The organism is Muribaculum sp. NM65_B17 (genome assembly GCF_004793735.1).
Taxonomy (GTDB): Bacteria; Bacteroidota; Bacteroidia; order Bacteroidales; family Muribaculaceae; genus Muribaculum; species Muribaculum gordoncarteri.
The window spans coordinates 23174-39898 of record NZ_SRYY01000012.1; the positions used below are offsets into that span (position 1 = coordinate 23174).

The window sequence follows — 16725 nt, forward strand, 5'->3', positions numbered from 1 at the left end:
ATGGTGGAAAAATCAAATAAAAAATTTTTCTGCCTCGCACCCCTGCTCCACAGAAAGGGCGAGGCGTTACCCCCCTGCACCCCTTACAGTGCTGACCTCGACAATCATTCAGGACTAACAAGGCGAGGCTTCTGCAATCCGTGGAGGCTTCGCTTTTTATTATAGACCGCCACAAAAATGTGGGCGTTGCCGTCCATCCCAAGTTGTCCAATATCGGCGCAAAAGCAGATAATGTGTTGAAAGTTGCTTATCTGTTGCTTATTCATAAAATAAAAATAGCTGAAAATCAAATGATTATCAGCTATTTGTGGTGCCCAGAACAGAAGCAACCAAATGAAAGGGTATGCACTGTTATGGAAGTAGGTTCGAGTTTTGAAAAAATTGACAATATATTGATATATAGGGTATTAAAAATATATTGTTGCAAAAGTTGGTGTCATTCGTTTCCACGAAAAATCAATAAATTTCAAATAGGAGGACAAAAGGAGGACAAAAAATTTGGAGCGTAATAGATTAATTGCTAACTTTGTAAAAAGGATAATCAACTGTTAATTCCGATTAATTCGCCTGAAAACGGTAGATTTTCCGTCCTCTACCCATTAAAATTTTTGTCCTCCTATGGCAAGTATCAAGCGTTATATCTCCTCAAGAGTTGAGGGTAACGGCAGGTCTGAAATACTTTTCCGACTTAGCCTATCGAAAGACATAAAACTCCGTCTCAAAAGCGGATTATACATTGAACCCGGACGTTTCAATCCCGATGGATCCATAATTAAGCCTCGCGCCAATCAAAAGGAGATGGCTGAATTGAAGAGTCTGGAAAGGAGGCTCCGCGACCTTGAAGATCATATCTACGACCTATGCGAAGCGCATACGTTGGCAGAACTTACAAAGGACTTCTTCGAGAAAGAAATTTATCGCTTCCATAATCCGAAGAAAGAGCGCAAACCTAAAGAAGTGGAAGCGAAGCTACAAAAGAAATTCGTCGAGCTTGTCGAGGAATTTCCGGATAAGCGTGGACTTTCTGAATGGCGTCATCGTCGTTACGGCGTACTGAGCCGTAGCCTCCATCGCTTTGAACTATATCGCAAGATCAAAAGACGTTTGCCGTATAAACTTGATTTTGAAATGTTCACTACCGAGGTGCTTGAGGAATATGAGGAGTTCCTGCGTAATGAGCCGGCCATTTTCGACAAGTACCCCAAAATCTTTGAGGAGTTTCCGGCTGAAACACGCAAGGTTCGCAAATCACGCCGTCCTTTTGAAAAAGGCGACAATACCATTATCGGAATATTTGCGTGCTTACGTACTTTCTTCAAATGGGCCAATGAGGAAGGACTGACGCAAAACAACCCATTTGCCAGATACCACGGCAAAACCACTGAAAGATACGGGACGCCTATCTATATCACCATCAAGGAGCGTGATATAATCGCGGATTTTGACCTTTCAGCCAATAATCCGCTTGAAGTGCAGCGCGATATATTCATCTTCCACTGCTGTATCGGTTGCCGTATATCCGACCTCATGCGTCTCACCCCGGCCAATATCATCAATGGCTATGTGGAGTATATAGCAAGCAAAACCAAGGCTGATCGCTCTGACGTTATACGTGTTCCTCTGACTCAGAGGGCAAAGGACATACTTGAAAAATACAAGGACGTGGAGAAAGACGGAAAGATTCTGCCATTCATCAGCTCGCAGAAATACAACGTGGCTATAAAAAAGATATTCAAGACTTGTGGCATAACACGAATAGTTACCGTTCTCAATCCCACGACTGGAGAGGAAGAACAACGGCCTATTGATGAGATAGCCAGCAGCCACCTTGCCCGTCGTACATTTGTCGGCAACCTCTACAAGAAAGTTAAAGATCCGAACCTTGTGGGAGCGTTGAGCGGGCACAAGGAGGGTAGCAGGGCATTTGCAAGATACCGCGAGATTGATGACGACTTAAAGAAAGAAATGATAGGATTTATCGAATAATCGGGATTTTGAGGGGGGATAATCAGCTATGACTGAACATTTCCCCTCTATTTGTAGTTGACAAATAAAATATTTTTATTAACTTTGTCAACCAAAGGATATATCAACATGAACAAGCAGACTAACGACATATTTTCACGCCGTCTTAGACAGGCTCGTATGATGAAAGGTTTTTCGTTGGAGAAACTTTCTCAATGTGTCACTCCTGCCATAACCCGGCAGGCCATAAACAAGTATGAGAAAGGATTGATGATGCCGGACAGTCGTGTGCTGATAGCACTTGCGGCGGCTCTTGGTGTCAAGATTGACTACTTTTTCCGTCCGTTCACCGTCGAGGTTGACCGTGTGGAATTTCGTAAGAAACCGAAATTCCCTGAACGCATGGCAATGGCTGTGAGGGAGAAGGTGCGGGAGGAACTGGAGCGTTATCTGGAGGTTGAACAGCTTTGCGGTTGTTCTACTGAATTTTCAATGCCACGCAAGCGTGTATCCAACATTGATGAAGCGGTGCTTCATGCCAATGAAGTACGCAAGCATCTTGGCTTGGGATATGACGGCATAACCAACGCAATAGAAGTCCTGGAGGATAATGGCGTAAAGGTAATTGAGATTGCAGAGGATACCGACTTTGACGGATTGAGCGGATATGCCAACAGCTCTATTCCTCTTATTGTGGTTAACGGTAACTTCCCTACTGAGCGCAAACGCTTCACTGCCCTGCATGAGTTAGGGCATCTGCTTCTTGATATTCCTGAAGATGTATCTTCAAAGGAAGTTGAGCATATCTGCAACGCTTTCGCGAGTGAGCTACTGCTTCCTGTCAGCGTGCTTAAAACGAAGTTGGGAGATTCGAGACATGACATATCTTTGTCAGAACTGACTGACATACAGCGTCAGTTCGGCATATCTATCGACGATATTATGATAGCCTTGCGCTCAAATAATGTGATTTCCGACAAGCGTTATTCCGGTTTTCAGACTAAGAAGAACAGACTTCCTGATTTCAAGAAACTTGTCGAGACCTCACGTGTGGTAAGCGAGCGGTCAGGACGGTTCGCACGCATGGTTTATCGTGCGTTGGCCGATGAAGCCATATCTTTTTCTAAAGCCGCTGTGCTTCTGAACACCTCTGTCGAGAGCGTCAAGTCTCAGCTTCAATTAGTGTGAGAAGATGGAGATAATTGTCAACGATACAAATATCTTCATCGATCTTCACTCGATAGGATTGCTAAGTCAACTTTGCGATCTGCCTTACGAAATACGCACGGTGGATTTTGTGATGGCAGAAGTTGTCGATAATCAACAGCAAGAAGACATGGGGCGTCTTGTCAAAGAAGGGAAGATTACGGTCGAGAGCTTTACAGCTGAGGAACTTATTGAGATTGTAAATGAACACTCCGCCGTGTCCGGCAACCTTTCCATACCGGACTGCTCGGTATGCTATTATGCCCGTAAACATGACATAACTCTGCTTACCGGCGACCGCCAGCTACGCAGATATGCCGAGTCCCATAATCTCACTGTTCACGGCATCCTTTTTATTTTCGATGAACTTGTGGCACATTCGGTTATTTCTCCGGAGGTCGCCGCAGGGAAATTGAAGGAATTATACTCAATTAACGTGCGTCTGCCGAAGTCCGAGATTCAAAGACGGATTGACCGTTGGGGCAACGACACATGAATATCATGGATATAGTAGATATACAGCACTCCATAGGCAAGATGATTTCGGATCTTTGTCTTATCCGGAATACGGTCTGCACAGTCTCGGCTGACGGATTGAACGGTCTGTCAGAATATTTGGCTGACAATCAGCTTGAATATGAAAAAGCCATCAGAGCCGAGGTAAGGGATAAAGGAAGTGATTATTTTGTAGGCCAGTTATACCGTAGCCTATCATCATATCTTGCGTGGTATGCTGAGAATCACGATACCCATTCTGATAATGCCGCAGTATCAAAACGTATTTATGACAGGATAGTTTTCCTCTGGATACCACCGATAGAGAACCTGTTTCCCGGAGTTGTAAAGGCAAATGAAAATATAACGATACCTGCCTGTGACAATAAAGATCCAAAAGGTTACAATAGCCCATACGAACAAGTCGGAGAGCACTATCGCAGTATAAGATACGACATTATTGAGAACAAAGATTATCCGCATCTTACAAATGATGAGATATACCGGAGACTGAAGGAATTGGCTGCACCTGTATCTGCCGAAGGTGTGAAAATCGCCATGATTCTCAATATAGCTATAAAACATCGTCTGTTGCTCAAAAAACCGCAGGGAAAGTCTCTTGTAAGAGAACTTGGAATGACCTGTACCAATGCCGCAGTAATAAATATAATCGCAAGTCCCGACGAGCATTTCTATATTGACGAGTGGGGACGGGAAATGGAAGCTAAGTTGCTGAAACAATAGCCGTTCATATTCAAAACATATCATACCGTCCTATCGCTTAAACTTTAATCCCTTAAATTTAAGCGGAGGATACAAAAGTTAAAGGAGTCCTGTACGTACAGGGCTCTATTTTTGTGCCATAATTCTAAAATCAAAGGATATGGCAGCAGAAATTATCAATTCCATACTTGATGGTCCCAAAGGGATATATCTTGTGGTCGATGCCTCTGATATGAAAGTGGCATTCCGAGAATTTCTCCAGATGATTCGAGAGTCTGAGGACGAAAAAAGAGCCTACGATGAAGAGTTGGCTACGGTGACGCGAGAGGAAGCCTGCAAGATTTTCAACCGTTCATACAGCACACTTCTCCGATGGGAGAAAGACGGTTATCTTGTGCCGGTGAAGATAGGGAAAACTCCATTATACAAAATGTCGGATATAAAGGATGTGCTGAACCAAAATTTCGGTAAACCGTGAGAAATCAACTCGTAAAACTTTAGCAAGGTGTGGCACATTACAAAATAATCAAGGCTCCACCCTGGGATGGTCTTACATTCCTTTATAACCTGACTGTCGATGATAGCATATTGCCTAAATGCACGCAATGTCGCATCTTCCGTAAGCACGGATTATAAACCGCATCTTTCAACGGAGGGTGAATCTGATACGATGAATTGTCAAGATGCAATCACATGGCTTCATCGTAAAGGGACGCGTCAACCCATGAACAGTGGGGCGAGTAGTATTAACACGCTTGCCATTGTACTATGGAAGGCATAAAACACTTGCTTATGAAAGCAAAATCTTTACCCGCCGTTGATCCGTCAAGACTCTACACCCGGCAGGAAGTGGCAACAATGTTTGCCCTTGCAGACATCGAATTATTCAGCTATGTCAGTGGCCCTGAAAGGCTGGAATATGAAATTACCGAAGAGTCGCCTTATCCTCGCTTTCGTGGGAGCGAGCTTATCCGGTTCTTCTCCAAAACCTATAAGTTATGCCAAGATGGATGCCCGTCTATGAAGACGATATGACGCACTGGCTCTGGGATAATGCACAGCGTTATCAATGGTGGCTCGAAATAAGGTTCCGCGCCGCCAAAACTCCGGGCATGAGGTATGTGGGTGACACGAATATCCGCATACGGGTGACTTATGGAGAATGGCCTGTGACAATAGCGTATTTAGGTACTCGGTGGCACGCCGATGAAAGAGCCGTCGTATCTTTCCTTGAAGCATTGGAGGAAGATGGATTGATTACCCGTAGAAAGAGCGGATTGATCACGGTTATATCCGTATGTGGTTTTGAAAAGTATTGCTTCAATATGGCAAATGATGGCACAAACACGCCCTGTCACAATTCAGGCATTGAGCCGCAGATGCTTCCGCAGGACAATATGGCCGATGAAGAACCTATCGGAACGCCAATCGAAACACAGGACGAAACAGCCAATCAGACGCAAGACCGGACGCTGGCATATTTAGATAAAAGAAAAAATATAAAAGAACTTTTTATTGAGAGTAAACGCGCACATGAAGAAGAATTTTTAGAAAAACTGAAAAAATCAGATATCGCTTTGACGGAAATGGCAAAGAGCCTGCACTGTGATGTGGCGGATCTGATACCGTTGGCTGATGATTTCAGCAACGCGACAATTTCAACCGAAGACTGGCACTCCACGTTTTCGGCTTTCAAAAAACATTTTCTCAACTGGGCCCGGCTGAGATTAAAAACGACCAAAAATGAGATACCCACAAAAAATCAACCCGAAAGAGGCTATAATCCAAATGCAGGCCGCCGCCGAGGACCGATTACACCCGATTGCGGACTTATCGAAGATTGATGCCTACAAGCAGTATTTCCTGCGTTGTGCGAAAGCCATTTGCCCCGGCTATATCGTCCGTGACGACCAACGCAATATTTTGAACGACATCGTTCATTGGGCTTTGAAAGATTACGATGGTAAACTTGACCCGGACCGGGGACTGTTGCTTTGGGGCGACATCGGCACCGGTAAATCAACGCTTCTGCGCATAATCCGGCAATTCTGCCATGACATACGTCCGCCTAAAGATGGTATGCGGTATTGGTTTCGTATGACAAACGTCATCGACATCTGTGCGGAGTTTTCCGATGAATCACGCGATGGAGGCTATTATGCCATACAAACCTACATAACCAGTTCCCGCCAGGCGTTTGATGAGCTTGGCAGCGAGACAACGCCTACCGGACGGTGGGGCAACTTTGAGAATGTCATGCAGTATGTTCTTCAGCGGCGATACGATCTGCGTGACAACCAGTTTACCCATGCCACTACAAATCTGTCGCTTAAGCAACTGTCAAAGGTTTATTCACCTCGTATCTACGACAGATGCAAGGAAATGTTCAATTTCGTGGAGATTCGAGGCAAGACGTTCCGAAAAACCTATACATCCGAAGACGATGGCAAGACGTAGGACAGAAAAGAAGGTCAATATCTCAACGATTGATCGCAAACGGCTATATACCGTATCAGAGGCAGCAAGAATACTTGGCGTAAGCCGCTCATATTTCTACTATTGCTTCGACCACGACGAGCAGTTTCCCAAACCTACGCTCGTGAATGGTATGACACGGCTGAACGGGAACGACATCATAGAGATTATAGCCCTGCGTGGCCGCAAGGGGCTATAATTCCGTCAGTTCCAGAGATACCACGGCGAGGGGCGCGGAGCGGCGAAGGCTTCGGATAGGTCGATGGCGAGTAGCCATGCCCGGGTGCGTATGCCGTCCATGTCGGAGAGTGTCTGGGAATATCGGCTCTCTCCGGCACCCGAAATCCGGCACCACTGCCGCGCGAAGATGTCGGGTTGGAAAGCGTCTATGAACGACAGTATGTCGTCCACCAGCGAAGCCGGTTTGCCTCCGGTCATGTCGGCTGAGAAGCAGAACGGCACTCCGCTCTCGGTATTCCGCCGGAAATCGAAAGAGGTGATGTTGCTATCTCTCACGTTGGCGGTCACGCTCCAGCCGCATTGTGCGGCAACTTGGATTATGGTTTGTAAAATCATGTCAGTACACGTTTATGTCTGCCACGTCCGGCATGGAGGTGGCAGACCGAATTTTTCGGTAATGTCAGCCGTGGCGGTTGTTCCACGGCTGACGTATTGGGTCAATCATAAAGGCGTTTCAAAAAATCTTGAAGCCTCTCATCGCTTATCTGCCCTATGGGGCATGGGGTGAAATACGGCATTTGTATCACACGGATAATGCCGAAGCCTTGTTTGCGGTAGTCAAGTTCGACATCGGCAAGTTCGTTTAGCGACACATAACCGTATTCATCTTCGCCGAGTCCGACCACTATGCAGTAAAGGATTGTATCGTCTCCCTCTTTGCCTCCTTCAAGCACAAACCAACGGATATTTCCGATAGTGAATATCGCCACGCACACTGCGTCTCTCGCCTTGCCGTCCTGCGAGTACAGAGGATAGTCCTTTATGGCTTCCTCAAATTTCGGTGTCAACAGTCTGTTCATAGTCAGTCAAATTCAATTTCATCTTCGTAAAGTTCAATCCTCGCGCCACTGCTTATCTCGATGATGAAGCGGTAGCCGTTCAGTCCTACGATTGTGCCACGGTGGTAGCCTCGCCACGGTGTCAGCAACTCGCACTGGCGTCCGTATTCGGGAAAATCGGTGTCGTTCATACGCTTTTATCCTTTAGTTCTTTATATTCGGGGTCATAGATTTCATCGCCGTTCATCAGCGTGTCGTACATCATCGCCGCTCTGCGGGCTGCCATTTCGTTCCGCTCATCGTAATAGCCGGTTCGGTAGTTGACAGCGAGCTGACGGATATATGCCACGCACACCTTGAAAGCCTGCGACTGCAAGTATCGGTGTATTGTGGCGAGTGCTTTTCCTGTGTCGGTTGCGGATTGCATTTTGCCGTTGACAAAGTTGTCAAACGCCACGACAAATTCCTTGTCGTTCTTGGATATTGATATTCCGTTATAATCTTCCATGTTCTTATGATTTAGATTGTTGCCTGATTGTAGATTGAGGGTTCGGAGGTCACGTTGTAGATGTAGTTGCCACAGCGTACCAAAAGGCAGTTCTCGCCATAGTAGAGTTTTTTCATGCCCCTAATGGAGCCGGAGCGGTGGAAATTGGGGAACTGCCCGATATTGAGCCGTCTGCCCTCTGCTACTTTCATTCTTTTTACTCGCATAGTCCTTTGATGTTTGAGCGTTTGAGTTAATTTTTCTCCCTTTTGTTTGAAGCTCTTTGAGCTTCTCCGGCAGGGCTGGCCGTTTTTCGTGCTGTTCCACAACTGCGGCCATAAGGGAGGATAAGGCAAGTGTGTAGTCAGCGGCAAGCGAGGGATACCCAAATTGTTTGAGGCACGAGAAGAATTTGTGGAGGCTCACGAGTGCGGCCGCCGACCACAAGCGCAGCGTCACTTGACGTTCCTCCCGGACGCAGTAACTTCGCACGCCAAAACGCCTGTCCCTGCCGAGGCTCAAAATCTTCAAGGGAAAGAACCGGCCACCGTTGACCTTTGCCGTTTCAAAGTGCCAGCCTTGAAGCGGCCACGGTCATCGTTTGCAGACTGGTATTCCAAAGACAGGCGGCAACGCGAGAGTCGAGCGAAGGCTTGCCCTCGCTTTGCTCTGGCGTTGTCGCCGCCTCCGGCTTCTGCCGGACCTCATATCTAAAATCAGAACTGCCCGAAGCTGAATCGGTGTGAGACACGGAATCAGCCGGGCAACCGGTAAACAGCACAAGGCGATGTGCCGTGCCTGTGGATCCGCGGGCCACTGACACGGCTTATTGCCTAAATTCTCACATCATTTTGGAGCAAGCTGTGGTGATAAGGTTGTGTGATGCAATACGCCCGGCGCACTGCATCACGCTCCTGTCGCCACGGCTTGTAACCCCTAAGTTTCCCAAAGAGGCGGCTTTTGTGTGGTGACGAGCAAAAGCCGCCCCGCGTGGTTGCAGGACGGCTCGGTGGTCGCTGTGACATTCTGCGATTGGAAGCCATTTGGATTGTCAGTCAAACCAATCGGGGTTGCTCTCGCTGAGTATTGCGACAAGTTCGTTGTCGGGCAGCTTCAAGTCACTTTCGGAGGTGTAGAAGAAGATTTCTTCATCGACACGCTCCGCTTCCTTGTCGGCGAAGCCGTCGCATTTGTCGGTGATTGGATAAGGCATAAGTGCGTCAAGCAATTCCAGCCCACCGATGATAAGGCTCTCGCCCTCGTTGCTTGTCACGATACGGCAAGTATAGTCCGTACCTTTGTAGTTGATTTCAGTCGTTGTCATATCTTGATTGTTTATGTCTCTGCGCCCTTTATGCTGACGCAGTGGAGATTGATTATTCCATTGATTAAAAGGTCATCACATAGCAGTCTGTGACCTCGGCAGGTAGCCCGAAAGCGGGGAAATGGGAGAAATATGGGTGGCACTCTCCCTCGTCTTCGGAAGCGGTGGTAACGGTCTGCACTTTGTTGTCGGCATACCACTTGTCAATCATCGCAATTTCATCGTCTGTCAACCCTGTCGGGTCTCCGTTGATTAGATAGCATAACGCCCATGTGGGGATAGGCTCGATAAAGAACTCCATGACTATATGTTTTTAGTTGTGATACCCTAATATTGCCCCGATGTATAGCATATCGCCCTTTTTCAGTCTGGCAATAATATCCATTAGGTCAGCGGAGCGTTCAGCCGTGCCTGCACCGCCATAGAACTCGGTCACAAAAAGAGCGTCAACTCCGAGGGGATTGATAATAGCTTTCTTAAGTTGGCTGCTTGGACCGTTCCATTTCATCACGTTTGCAGGGGTGAGCGTGGCAGATATAGCCTTTAGGTTATCGAAGTGAGATTTTCGCCATATTGTGAATCCGCCATTATAAGTAAGTGTTTTTTCATCAGTCTTGGTAAACATACCTTTAGGTAGGATATATTCAAGAAGAAAGCGGATGTCAACCTTGCGCCCATCCTCGGAGTTCTCGTACACATAGGATATTGAGGCGGTTTCTCCCGCTACGATGTGGTGGATGTCCAGATAATCGTTTTCGTTTATCGGCTCGGTGCTGATTTGATAAATAATACTGTGCATAGTCTTTTGGTGTTTGAGCGTTTGAGTTAATTTTTTCCCTTTTGTTTGAAGCTCTTTGAGCTTCTCCGGCAGGGCTGGCCGTTTTTCGTGCAGTCCCACAACTGCGGCCATAAGGGAGGATAAGGCAAGTGTGTAGTCAGCGGCAAGCGAGGGATACCCAAATTGTTTGAGGCACGAAAAGAATTTGTGGAGGCTCACGAGTGCGGACGCCGACCACAAGCGTAGCGGCACTTGACGTTCCTCCCGGACGCAGTAACTTCGCACGCCAAAACGCCTGTCCCTGCCGAGGCTCAAAATCTTCAAGGGAAAGAACCGGCCACCGTTGACCTTTGCCGTTTCAAAGTGCCAACCTTGAAGCGGCCACAGTCATCGTTTGCAGACTGGTATTCCAAAGAGAGGCGACAACGCGAGAGTCGAGCGAAGGCCTGCCCTCGGTTTGCTCTGGCGTTGTAGCCGCCTCCGGCTTCAGCCGGGTATCATATCCAAAATCAGAACTGCCCGAAGCTGAATCGGTGTGAGACACGGAATCAGCCGGGCAACCGGTAAACAACACAAGGCGATGTGCCGTGCCTGTGGATCCGCGGGCCACTGACCCGGCTTATCGCCTAAATTATCACATCATTTGGGAGCAAGCGGTGGTGATAAGGTTGTGTGAGGCAATACGCCCGGCGCACTGCATCACGCTCCTGTCGCCACGGCTTGCAAGCCCTTACTTCCATAAGAATTTTGGAGAAGGGTTGATTATTTGTAAAAAAGTTGCGACACGGAGCTAAAAATCTTGAGCAGAGAGTGGTAGCGTAAAGAATTTTTATTAATTTTGCGTTTAGCATGGCTACTATTGACCGCACATCCACAACTGCGGCTGCATTTTCCATGAAAAGCTCCGCGACGGTGACCGCCCCAACCGGTGGTCAAGAATCATTGCGGTCTTCAATACACCTTCCGTAACGGTTGATTTTCTGCCGAACATTGTGAACTCTAAGAACAATAATATGAGAAATGAAATTATACAGTTGAAAGATTTAGGCCGCATGCCTAATGAGAGTATCAATGATACAGAAGATATTATTGAAGTAATACGGTCTTATGATGAATTGTTGGAGCAAATTCAGTTCCCCATATCTCTCGATGAAGCGCAAGCCTTGGTGCAAATCTTTCCTGAAAGCTCTTTTTATGATTTGCAGTGGAGTTTATTAAAACTGGTGGAATCGGTTATCCGTATTGTTGATGGAGATACATATCTTCATTTAATAAATTCTTGTCCAAGCCAAGAATGGCGAGATGTGTTAAATGCTCGCTATAAAAATTATAAAAAGGAGCAAGAGGTAAGCAAATGAGTTTATAACACGCACCTCAATCGTCCTATATGGTGATTAGCAGCCAAATATTAACAACCTGAATATACCATAATGATAGAAGGATCTTTAAGAACTGAATTTGAAGCGTTAAAAAATGACTTTGAATCCATACGACAACAAATTGAGGCCGAGGTTGTCAAGACTGAGAGTTATAAGGGCGAGTTTTATGAACTTACCCCATATTCCTATCAGCGTAATGGTTTCAAACAAGGAAAACCTGTAAAACGTCTTGATACAGTGAAAAGTACCAAGAATCTTTGTATTTATGGGTTTAATGCTTTTGACCAAATAATTGAGGTAAAAACCGGATGTTCAATCGAAAATCAATTCTACCATACTTTCTTGTATTATACCGACAATCTGGTGAAAAGTGTTTCCTATGATAACGGAAAACATTTGATGAATGTATGTCATTATTTTTTCGAGAATGGAAAGCTGAAACGATTGCTGTTATGTGGAACTTATGGGAGTCGTGAAGAATTTTATACCTATGAGGAAAATCTCTTAACGCATATAGAAATCAAACAGTATGATGGATTGGGAAAAAACGTTGGAGTCATGGCTCATCTATTCCAATATCAGGACGATGGAGCCTTAGAATCCATCACCAAATCATTCCCAAATGGATATTCTGAAATAATTTATAAAGCCAAAAAAGGTTGCTAACAAGCTGATTAATCTCCGCCTAAGGTCGATTATCCGCCGGACATTATTCGCTCTAAAAATAAGAAGGAATGAACAACAATGATTTCATAAGCTATTTGAAAAACGATCTGCATAATGTAGGTGATGGTTTGGTTCGTCAGATTAGAATTGATTTGACGGAATACAGAATCATTTTGGAACTGTCAGTAGAAAGTCCCGAAGGGTGGCTTAATCTTGAGATCATTGCAGAAAATATATCGGAATTTACCATTAGGCAAAAACATAATGAAGATTTACAAGTCATCTTTAATATGGATATACAGGAAATAAATGGTTTGTATTGGTTTAATTTAGACTGTGTCAGTTCTGATAACGAGACTGATCAAATCCGCAAATCCAATTTCTATTTCGTATGTAAAACTTTTAATGTCAATTTCTTGCCTTATCGAGAGAAAATTAACGAATAACAAGCGGATAAATCATCCTTAAGGGTCGATTATCCGCCGGACATTATCATTATGAGTATATGGGAAATTGAATATTTCAGAACGAAGGTCGATAACATACAGCTAACCGACTGAATAAGCGGAACGCTGTCAAACTACTGAAGTAATATGAACAGTCAAGCATTGTTGCCTAAAGATAAATTTGATTTGGACGTGGTTAATCGTCTGTCATCGGCAGCACCAGAACAAGTGTCCGGTGTTGCTCCCTCTCTATTGGAATGGATTGCTGATATGAATTGGCCTGTTGCCTCTGAGATTATTCAGGTCTTACCCGGATTTTATAAGGTGCTTTTACCGAGTATTGAATCCATATTGTCCAATCCTGACAACGATATAATTTGGCGATGCAATATTATCAGCAAACTATTGACACAATTTCCCCAAGAAAGTCTATTGCCTCTCTTGCCAGTCATACAGAAATATGCTGGCTTTATTCCTCAGAATGAAGATGAAGAAGATTTGAAGAATGTGGCATTGGATTTTGTTACATGGTATCAATCATTAACTGACTGATTCCATTAAAAAGTAAGAGCTATATGGCAATAAAACTAAGAAGATTGTGGATGAATTTAGATGATGACCAGAAACTCATACTGCTCAATCGTCCCCGTGTGTCATTTGAGATAGACCAATATGTTTGGAATATCATAGAACAAGGCATAGTCATACCTAACGGAATTATGAAAAGTGAAAAGCATGATTATGTTTTGGTTGTTTCGCTAAGTAAATACAATTCAGATACTGATTTGTCATTTGTGCCATCTCCATATAATGGCATACTAAGAGATGCGACTTTGTTGTCAGTAAATAAAACTTCCGATTTGCTATATAAGCGAGCTGATTTTGTTGATGGTCAGACAAGGAAAAGGTGGTTTTCCCCTTCAAAATTTTGGACTAATCAAGGAAATAAGACCGCTCTTGTTAGAGCGTGCGCCGATATTGTCACCGAGCACATTACACCTTTAGAATATGCAGATCTTCTATTTGATGCCTTCGGAGCCTTCTTATTGTATAACTTTAAGAGAGTAAAGAAGAGCGAATTAGATGAATTAAAAATAAAGATTGATAAGAATGTTATCTGCGGATTCACCTTTCCCGCACCTTTCAGCCAACAGCATTATCAGGGTGATAATGCCAATTTCCGATTGACGAGCTATGAGAATGGTCAAGAAAAAATCCTGATTGACATCCCTGACGTTGAAATTTTCTATAAACAGCATTTTACGGAATAAAACGCAAGGATATAAAGTTCCAACATATAATGTCCGTCAGCGTGTCGCCCCCGGTCGTTTATATCGCTTGCTAAGCATACCGCCATTAAGATTGTTATGCTCCCTCGCGCTACAAGTTTCCGTTACATACCAGATGTGGTCAATGAAACAAGGTTTGAATTTGTCGTTGGCACTTTTCATGCCGCTATCTCCACAAATAATACAACATAAGGCTGGCCATAAGAGCAATGCCGACCAAGATAATCTGTATGCGGCGGCGAGTTTCGGGCTTGCAGTCGTCGAATAACCATAGCTTGCCGTCAAATTGCCAATGGCACGCCCATTTCCACCGAAACAACAATCCAATCAGCCATAGACCAAGCAGAGCAGCCACAAAGAGCATGGCGAACTGCGGGTGAGCCTGCGCCCACTCGAAAAATGCCTCAGCCTTACGGTTCATTGCCTCATATATGTCGGTTATGCCCATTGCAGATGTTGGTTTTCGGTTTGTAATGCAAAAATAACACATTCTCTCCAATCAGTCACCATTTTATGCTTTACAACATAGTAACGTCAGCCGTTTATCTCCGGCAAAATCGCTAATTTTGCAAAATGGATAATAGTAGCCCATGCAAATGATAAGACTGATACTTACAATCATGCTCTCCGCCCTTGCTTTTGTCAGTATGGGCGCGAATGATTGTGCCACGCCGACACAGGCATACGACAGCCGGGGCGGGGTCGTCTGGGAGAGGCTGCCTATATTTGATGACGTTAGATATATTTCTTATGATAAATAATTCAGCATCCCCCATAAATTATCAATTATTTATTCTTCCGCATGAGGCATTTCAAATATGCGTTAATTTTCAGGTGCAATTTGATGTTCTGATGTATGTTCTCATTGAGAATGAAGGCAAGTTTAGCATAGTATCTCCTAATTTATTTAGCCATGAGGATATTGATAAGGGTAAATATACAATCTTATTATCATCGGAAATAATTAAGTTTGACAGTGTGAGGAAAAATGAATTATTCGATACATATCCTAATTCTCTTTATTTTCAAGTTGGGGCTTTTTTAGACGGTGAGTTATCTGAATCTTGGTTATATACTCTCAAAACATCTACCAATCCTTTAATAATTGAAATATGGAAGAAGATAGAGCGCAATGTGAAAAAATTAATGTTAAGAGGAGGGTATTATGTTTTTGTGCCAAATAAGTCAAAAAAATTAGTACGTCATTTAAGTTATACTCCTAATGTATATGAAAAATATAAACAAGGAATTATATGCAAACCCGATATAGGTAAGAATATTGTTTTTGAATTAGGATTATGAATATCATCAGTTTATTTGATTGATGTCGGCGTTTCGATAACCGCGAGCCTCGGTAAGAGCAAAGCCGCCACCGCCAGCTTTATGCTTAATAACGGTTCGTGCCGCTCAGGATGCTGCATCAGGAAATATATGGAACATATCAGATTACCAAGCTGAAATAAATTCTATTATTAATAAATATGATAATCTTTTAGACAAAGGTCTAACCAAATGTAAATAACTATGTACTATTTTCTTTCAGTGACACCCAACTATCCTAATTCATATTGGTTAGAATATTACAGAACATCAAGCATTGATTCTGCTGTTTTTTTAGGAAACAACAGAATCTCAGAACCCATAACTCCTCTTATTTTCAATATTAATAAACCTATAAGCATCGAGCGTTTTAAGAAATACGACTACTTGATGACAGATATCGCCCCAATAATAAGTGAACGATTTGCCAATATGTTAAATGAGTTGGCCCCTCATGATATCCAATTAATAAGAGCTCGTGTGTTTAATCGAACTGAATCCATTGGAAATTATTACCTCCCAATCTATCTTAAATTAATAGATTGTATTGATTGGAGCACCTCAATATATTGTAAAGAACTTGATATGTTTAAGAAGATTGACTTATTACCGCATAGCCTTAAAAATAACAATATAGTTAAAGCTAAAGGATATGAATTAGGACTACCGATTGTGCAAGAGGAGGTGTACTCAAAATGTAAGAAAATGATTGGTTGTTCTTTTATTAAGAATCCATATATAAATCCTTTGCTTGAGATATAAGCATAAATAATAGAGATAATATATTACTTGTAGATATAATTACTGACGTTATCATGATTGTGGTAGTTGATGCTTATCTATCTCTTTCCAATCCACACCCTATATATAGGACATGATGCCGTCCGCTGACTATATACCATCACTCGGTACTAACGGGAGATATTAACTCATTAAAAATAAATTTGTGAGATGTTACAGAACCGAACAACATTTATTATAGGCACGCGATCTACGCTTGATTTGTTCGGGGAATCTACAATCGGCTATATATCGCAACGGTCTGTAATGTGTAATAACACATTTACTCCAATCAGTCACCATTTTATGCTTTACAACCAATATTGTCCTAAACGTTTTGGGCAAAAATAAAAATAGGAAGTAGTTACTAAGG

25 protein-coding genes are annotated in these 16725 nt (G+C 43.7%); 16 read left to right on the forward strand and 9 right to left on the reverse strand.

The window, feature by feature from the left end; genetic code table 11:
* Positions 1 to 618: 618 nt before the first annotated feature.
* The 9 genes from E5354_RS12685 to E5354_RS12725 all read left to right on the forward strand — a co-directional run bounded on the left by E5354_RS12685 (position 619) and on the right by E5354_RS12725 (position 7063).
* The gene (locus E5354_RS12685) at positions 619 to 1986 is read left to right on the forward strand and encodes a site-specific integrase (protein WP_123550344.1); all 1368 of its coding nucleotides are present in this window, start codon (positions 619 to 621) and stop codon (positions 1984 to 1986) included.
* Positions 1987 to 2094: 108 nt separating this feature from the next.
* Positions 2095 to 3153: a helix-turn-helix domain-containing protein gene (locus E5354_RS12690; RefSeq protein ID WP_123550343.1), complete on the forward strand. Its 1059-nt coding sequence runs from the start codon at positions 2095 to 2097 to the stop codon at positions 3151 to 3153.
* A 4-nt stretch (positions 3154 to 3157) separates the two neighbouring features.
* Positions 3158 to 3667 (forward strand): PIN domain-containing protein, encoded by a 510-nt coding sequence (locus E5354_RS12695; RefSeq protein ID WP_123550342.1) that lies wholly within the window; start codon positions 3158 to 3160, stop codon positions 3665 to 3667.
* A 5-nt stretch (positions 3668 to 3672) separates the two neighbouring features.
* On the forward strand, positions 3673 to 4410 hold the full coding sequence (locus E5354_RS12700; RefSeq protein WP_135947704.1) for a hypothetical protein: 738 nt from the start codon (positions 3673 to 3675) through the stop codon (positions 4408 to 4410).
* Between the two features lie 139 nt (positions 4411 to 4549).
* A complete protein-coding gene (locus tag E5354_RS12705; RefSeq protein WP_123398911.1) occupies positions 4550 to 4867 on the forward strand; it encodes a helix-turn-helix domain-containing protein in 318 nt (105 codons plus the stop codon).
* Positions 4868 to 5181: 314 nt separating this feature from the next.
* Entirely contained in the window at positions 5182 to 5424 is a 243-nt protein-coding gene (locus E5354_RS12710) for a hypothetical protein (protein WP_135947705.1), read from the forward strand.
* Positions 5388 to 6233, forward strand: a complete 846-nt coding sequence (locus E5354_RS12715) for a hypothetical protein (RefSeq protein ID WP_135947706.1) — start codon at positions 5388 to 5390, stop codon at positions 6231 to 6233. Before E5354_RS12710 ends, E5354_RS12715 begins: the two co-directional genes overlap by 37 nt.
* Positions 6133 to 6846, forward strand: a complete 714-nt coding sequence (locus E5354_RS12720) for a hypothetical protein (protein ID WP_135947707.1) — start codon at positions 6133 to 6135, stop codon at positions 6844 to 6846. The genes E5354_RS12715 and E5354_RS12720 overlap by 101 nt, the downstream gene beginning before the upstream one ends.
* On the forward strand, positions 6833 to 7063 hold the full coding sequence (locus E5354_RS12725; RefSeq protein WP_123398915.1) for a hypothetical protein: 231 nt from the start codon (positions 6833 to 6835) through the stop codon (positions 7061 to 7063). Before E5354_RS12720 ends, E5354_RS12725 begins: the two co-directional genes overlap by 14 nt.
* Before the next feature lie 5 nt (positions 7064 to 7068).
* On the opposite strand, the gene E5354_RS12730 is transcribed toward E5354_RS12725, so the two are convergent.
* The 8 genes from E5354_RS12730 to E5354_RS12765 all read right to left on the reverse strand — a co-directional run bounded on the left by E5354_RS12730 (position 7069) and on the right by E5354_RS12765 (position 10604).
* Positions 7069 to 7440 (reverse strand): hypothetical protein, encoded by a 372-nt coding sequence (locus E5354_RS12730; protein ID WP_123550338.1) that lies wholly within the window; start codon positions 7438 to 7440, stop codon positions 7069 to 7071.
* Between the two features lie 101 nt (positions 7441 to 7541).
* Entirely contained in the window at positions 7542 to 7904 is a 363-nt protein-coding gene (locus E5354_RS12735) for a DUF2958 domain-containing protein (RefSeq protein ID WP_123550337.1), read from the reverse strand.
* 2 nt (positions 7905 to 7906) lie between these two features.
* On the reverse strand, positions 7907 to 8074 hold the full coding sequence (locus tag E5354_RS12740; protein ID WP_123550336.1) for a glyoxalase: 168 nt from the start codon (positions 8072 to 8074) through the stop codon (positions 7907 to 7909).
* On the reverse strand, positions 8071 to 8391 hold the full coding sequence (locus E5354_RS12745) for a sulfide:quinone reductase (protein WP_123550335.1): 321 nt from the start codon (positions 8389 to 8391) through the stop codon (positions 8071 to 8073). The genes E5354_RS12740 and E5354_RS12745 overlap by 4 nt, the downstream gene beginning before the upstream one ends.
* A gap of 11 nt (positions 8392 to 8402) precedes the next feature.
* The gene (locus tag E5354_RS12750) at positions 8403 to 8597 is read right to left on the reverse strand and encodes a hypothetical protein (protein ID WP_104404126.1); all 195 of its coding nucleotides are present in this window, start codon (positions 8595 to 8597) and stop codon (positions 8403 to 8405) included.
* An 824-nt stretch (positions 8598 to 9421) separates the two neighbouring features.
* Positions 9422 to 9694, reverse strand: coding sequence for a hypothetical protein (locus tag E5354_RS12755; protein WP_123550334.1), 273 nt, complete (start codon positions 9692 to 9694; stop codon positions 9422 to 9424).
* A 64-nt stretch (positions 9695 to 9758) separates the two neighbouring features.
* Positions 9759 to 9995 (reverse strand): DUF6926 domain-containing protein, encoded by a 237-nt coding sequence (locus E5354_RS12760; protein WP_123550333.1) that lies wholly within the window; start codon positions 9993 to 9995, stop codon positions 9759 to 9761.
* A 12-nt stretch (positions 9996 to 10007) separates the two neighbouring features.
* On the reverse strand, positions 10008 to 10604 hold the full coding sequence (locus E5354_RS12765; protein WP_246863817.1) for a hypothetical protein: 597 nt from the start codon (positions 10602 to 10604) through the stop codon (positions 10008 to 10010).
* Between the two features lie 881 nt (positions 10605 to 11485).
* Between E5354_RS12765 and E5354_RS12770 the strand changes: the two genes are divergently transcribed.
* The 5 genes from E5354_RS12770 to E5354_RS12790 all read left to right on the forward strand — a co-directional run bounded on the left by E5354_RS12770 (position 11486) and on the right by E5354_RS12790 (position 14234).
* Positions 11486 to 11830 carry a hypothetical protein gene (locus E5354_RS12770; protein WP_123550332.1) on the forward strand — a complete coding sequence of 115 codons (345 nt, stop codon included), beginning with the start codon at positions 11486 to 11488 and terminating at the stop codon, positions 11828 to 11830.
* 72 nt (positions 11831 to 11902) lie between these two features.
* Entirely contained in the window at positions 11903 to 12517 is a 615-nt protein-coding gene (locus E5354_RS12775; RefSeq protein WP_123550331.1) for a hypothetical protein, read from the forward strand.
* A gap of 68 nt (positions 12518 to 12585) precedes the next feature.
* Positions 12586 to 12963, forward strand: a complete 378-nt coding sequence (locus E5354_RS12780) for a hypothetical protein (RefSeq protein WP_123550330.1) — start codon at positions 12586 to 12588, stop codon at positions 12961 to 12963.
* A gap of 147 nt (positions 12964 to 13110) precedes the next feature.
* Positions 13111 to 13515, forward strand: coding sequence for a DUF5071 domain-containing protein (locus E5354_RS12785; protein ID WP_123550329.1), 405 nt, complete (start codon positions 13111 to 13113; stop codon positions 13513 to 13515).
* 23 nt (positions 13516 to 13538) lie between these two features.
* A complete protein-coding gene (locus tag E5354_RS12790; protein WP_135947708.1) occupies positions 13539 to 14234 on the forward strand; it encodes a hypothetical protein in 696 nt (231 codons plus the stop codon).
* A 184-nt stretch (positions 14235 to 14418) separates the two neighbouring features.
* Here the strand turns inward: E5354_RS12790 and E5354_RS12795 are convergent, their stop codons facing one another.
* A complete protein-coding gene (locus E5354_RS12795; protein ID WP_123550327.1) occupies positions 14419 to 14700 on the reverse strand; it encodes an Imm17 family immunity protein in 282 nt (93 codons plus the stop codon).
* A 302-nt stretch (positions 14701 to 15002) separates the two neighbouring features.
* Between E5354_RS12795 and E5354_RS12800 the strand changes: the two genes are divergently transcribed.
* Entirely contained in the window at positions 15003 to 15554 is a 552-nt protein-coding gene (locus tag E5354_RS12800) for a hypothetical protein (protein WP_135947709.1), read from the forward strand.
* A gap of 222 nt (positions 15555 to 15776) precedes the next feature.
* Entirely contained in the window at positions 15777 to 16334 is a 558-nt protein-coding gene (locus E5354_RS12805; protein WP_123550325.1) for a hypothetical protein, read from the forward strand.
* Positions 16335 to 16725: the final 391 nt, after the last annotated feature.

Coding starts and splice junctions, on each gene's coding strand:
- E5354_RS12710 (WP_135947705.1), top strand. CDS start 5,182: ATGAAAGCAAAATCTTTACCCGCCGTTGATCCGTCAAGACTCTACACC.
- E5354_RS12795 (WP_123550327.1), bottom strand. CDS start 14,700: ATGGGCATAACCGACATATATGAGGCAATGAACCGTAAGGCTGAGGCA.
- E5354_RS12765 (WP_246863817.1), bottom strand. CDS start 10,604: ATGGCCGCAGTTGTGGGACTGCACGAAAAACGGCCAGCCCTGCCGGAG.
- E5354_RS12775 (WP_123550331.1), top strand. CDS start 11,903: ATGATAGAAGGATCTTTAAGAACTGAATTTGAAGCGTTAAAAAATGAC.
- E5354_RS12785 (WP_123550329.1), top strand. CDS start 13,111: ATGAACAGTCAAGCATTGTTGCCTAAAGATAAATTTGATTTGGACGTG.
- E5354_RS12745 (WP_123550335.1), bottom strand. CDS start 8,391: ATGGAAGATTATAACGGAATATCAATATCCAAGAACGACAAGGAATTT.
- E5354_RS12735 (WP_123550337.1), bottom strand. CDS start 7,904: ATGAACAGACTGTTGACACCGAAATTTGAGGAAGCCATAAAGGACTAT.
- E5354_RS12715 (WP_135947706.1), top strand. CDS start 5,388: ATGCCAAGATGGATGCCCGTCTATGAAGACGATATGACGCACTGGCTC.
- E5354_RS12790 (WP_135947708.1), top strand. CDS start 13,539: ATGGCAATAAAACTAAGAAGATTGTGGATGAATTTAGATGATGACCAG.
- E5354_RS12760 (WP_123550333.1), bottom strand. CDS start 9,995: ATGGAGTTCTTTATCGAGCCTATCCCCACATGGGCGTTATGCTATCTA.
- E5354_RS12770 (WP_123550332.1), top strand. CDS start 11,486: ATGAGAAATGAAATTATACAGTTGAAAGATTTAGGCCGCATGCCTAAT.
- E5354_RS12740 (WP_123550336.1), bottom strand. CDS start 8,074: ATGAACGACACCGATTTTCCCGAATACGGACGCCAGTGCGAGTTGCTG.
- E5354_RS12730 (WP_123550338.1), bottom strand. CDS start 7,440: ATGATTTTACAAACCATAATCCAAGTTGCCGCACAATGCGGCTGGAGC.
- E5354_RS12705 (WP_123398911.1), top strand. CDS start 4,550: ATGGCAGCAGAAATTATCAATTCCATACTTGATGGTCCCAAAGGGATA.
- E5354_RS12755 (WP_123550334.1), bottom strand. CDS start 9,694: ATGACAACGACTGAAATCAACTACAAAGGTACGGACTATACTTGCCGT.
- E5354_RS12780 (WP_123550330.1), top strand. CDS start 12,586: ATGAACAACAATGATTTCATAAGCTATTTGAAAAACGATCTGCATAAT.
- E5354_RS12695 (WP_123550342.1), top strand. CDS start 3,158: ATGGAGATAATTGTCAACGATACAAATATCTTCATCGATCTTCACTCG.
- E5354_RS12720 (WP_135947707.1), top strand. CDS start 6,133: ATGAGATACCCACAAAAAATCAACCCGAAAGAGGCTATAATCCAAATG.
- E5354_RS12685 (WP_123550344.1), top strand. CDS start 619: ATGGCAAGTATCAAGCGTTATATCTCCTCAAGAGTTGAGGGTAACGGC.
- E5354_RS12690 (WP_123550343.1), top strand. CDS start 2,095: ATGAACAAGCAGACTAACGACATATTTTCACGCCGTCTTAGACAGGCT.
- E5354_RS12700 (WP_135947704.1), top strand. CDS start 3,673: ATGGATATAGTAGATATACAGCACTCCATAGGCAAGATGATTTCGGAT.
- E5354_RS12750 (WP_104404126.1), bottom strand. CDS start 8,597: ATGCGAGTAAAAAGAATGAAAGTAGCAGAGGGCAGACGGCTCAATATC.
- E5354_RS12805 (WP_123550325.1), top strand. CDS start 15,777: ATGTACTATTTTCTTTCAGTGACACCCAACTATCCTAATTCATATTGG.
- E5354_RS12725 (WP_123398915.1), top strand. CDS start 6,833: ATGGCAAGACGTAGGACAGAAAAGAAGGTCAATATCTCAACGATTGAT.
- E5354_RS12800 (WP_135947709.1), top strand. CDS start 15,003: ATGATAAATAATTCAGCATCCCCCATAAATTATCAATTATTTATTCTT.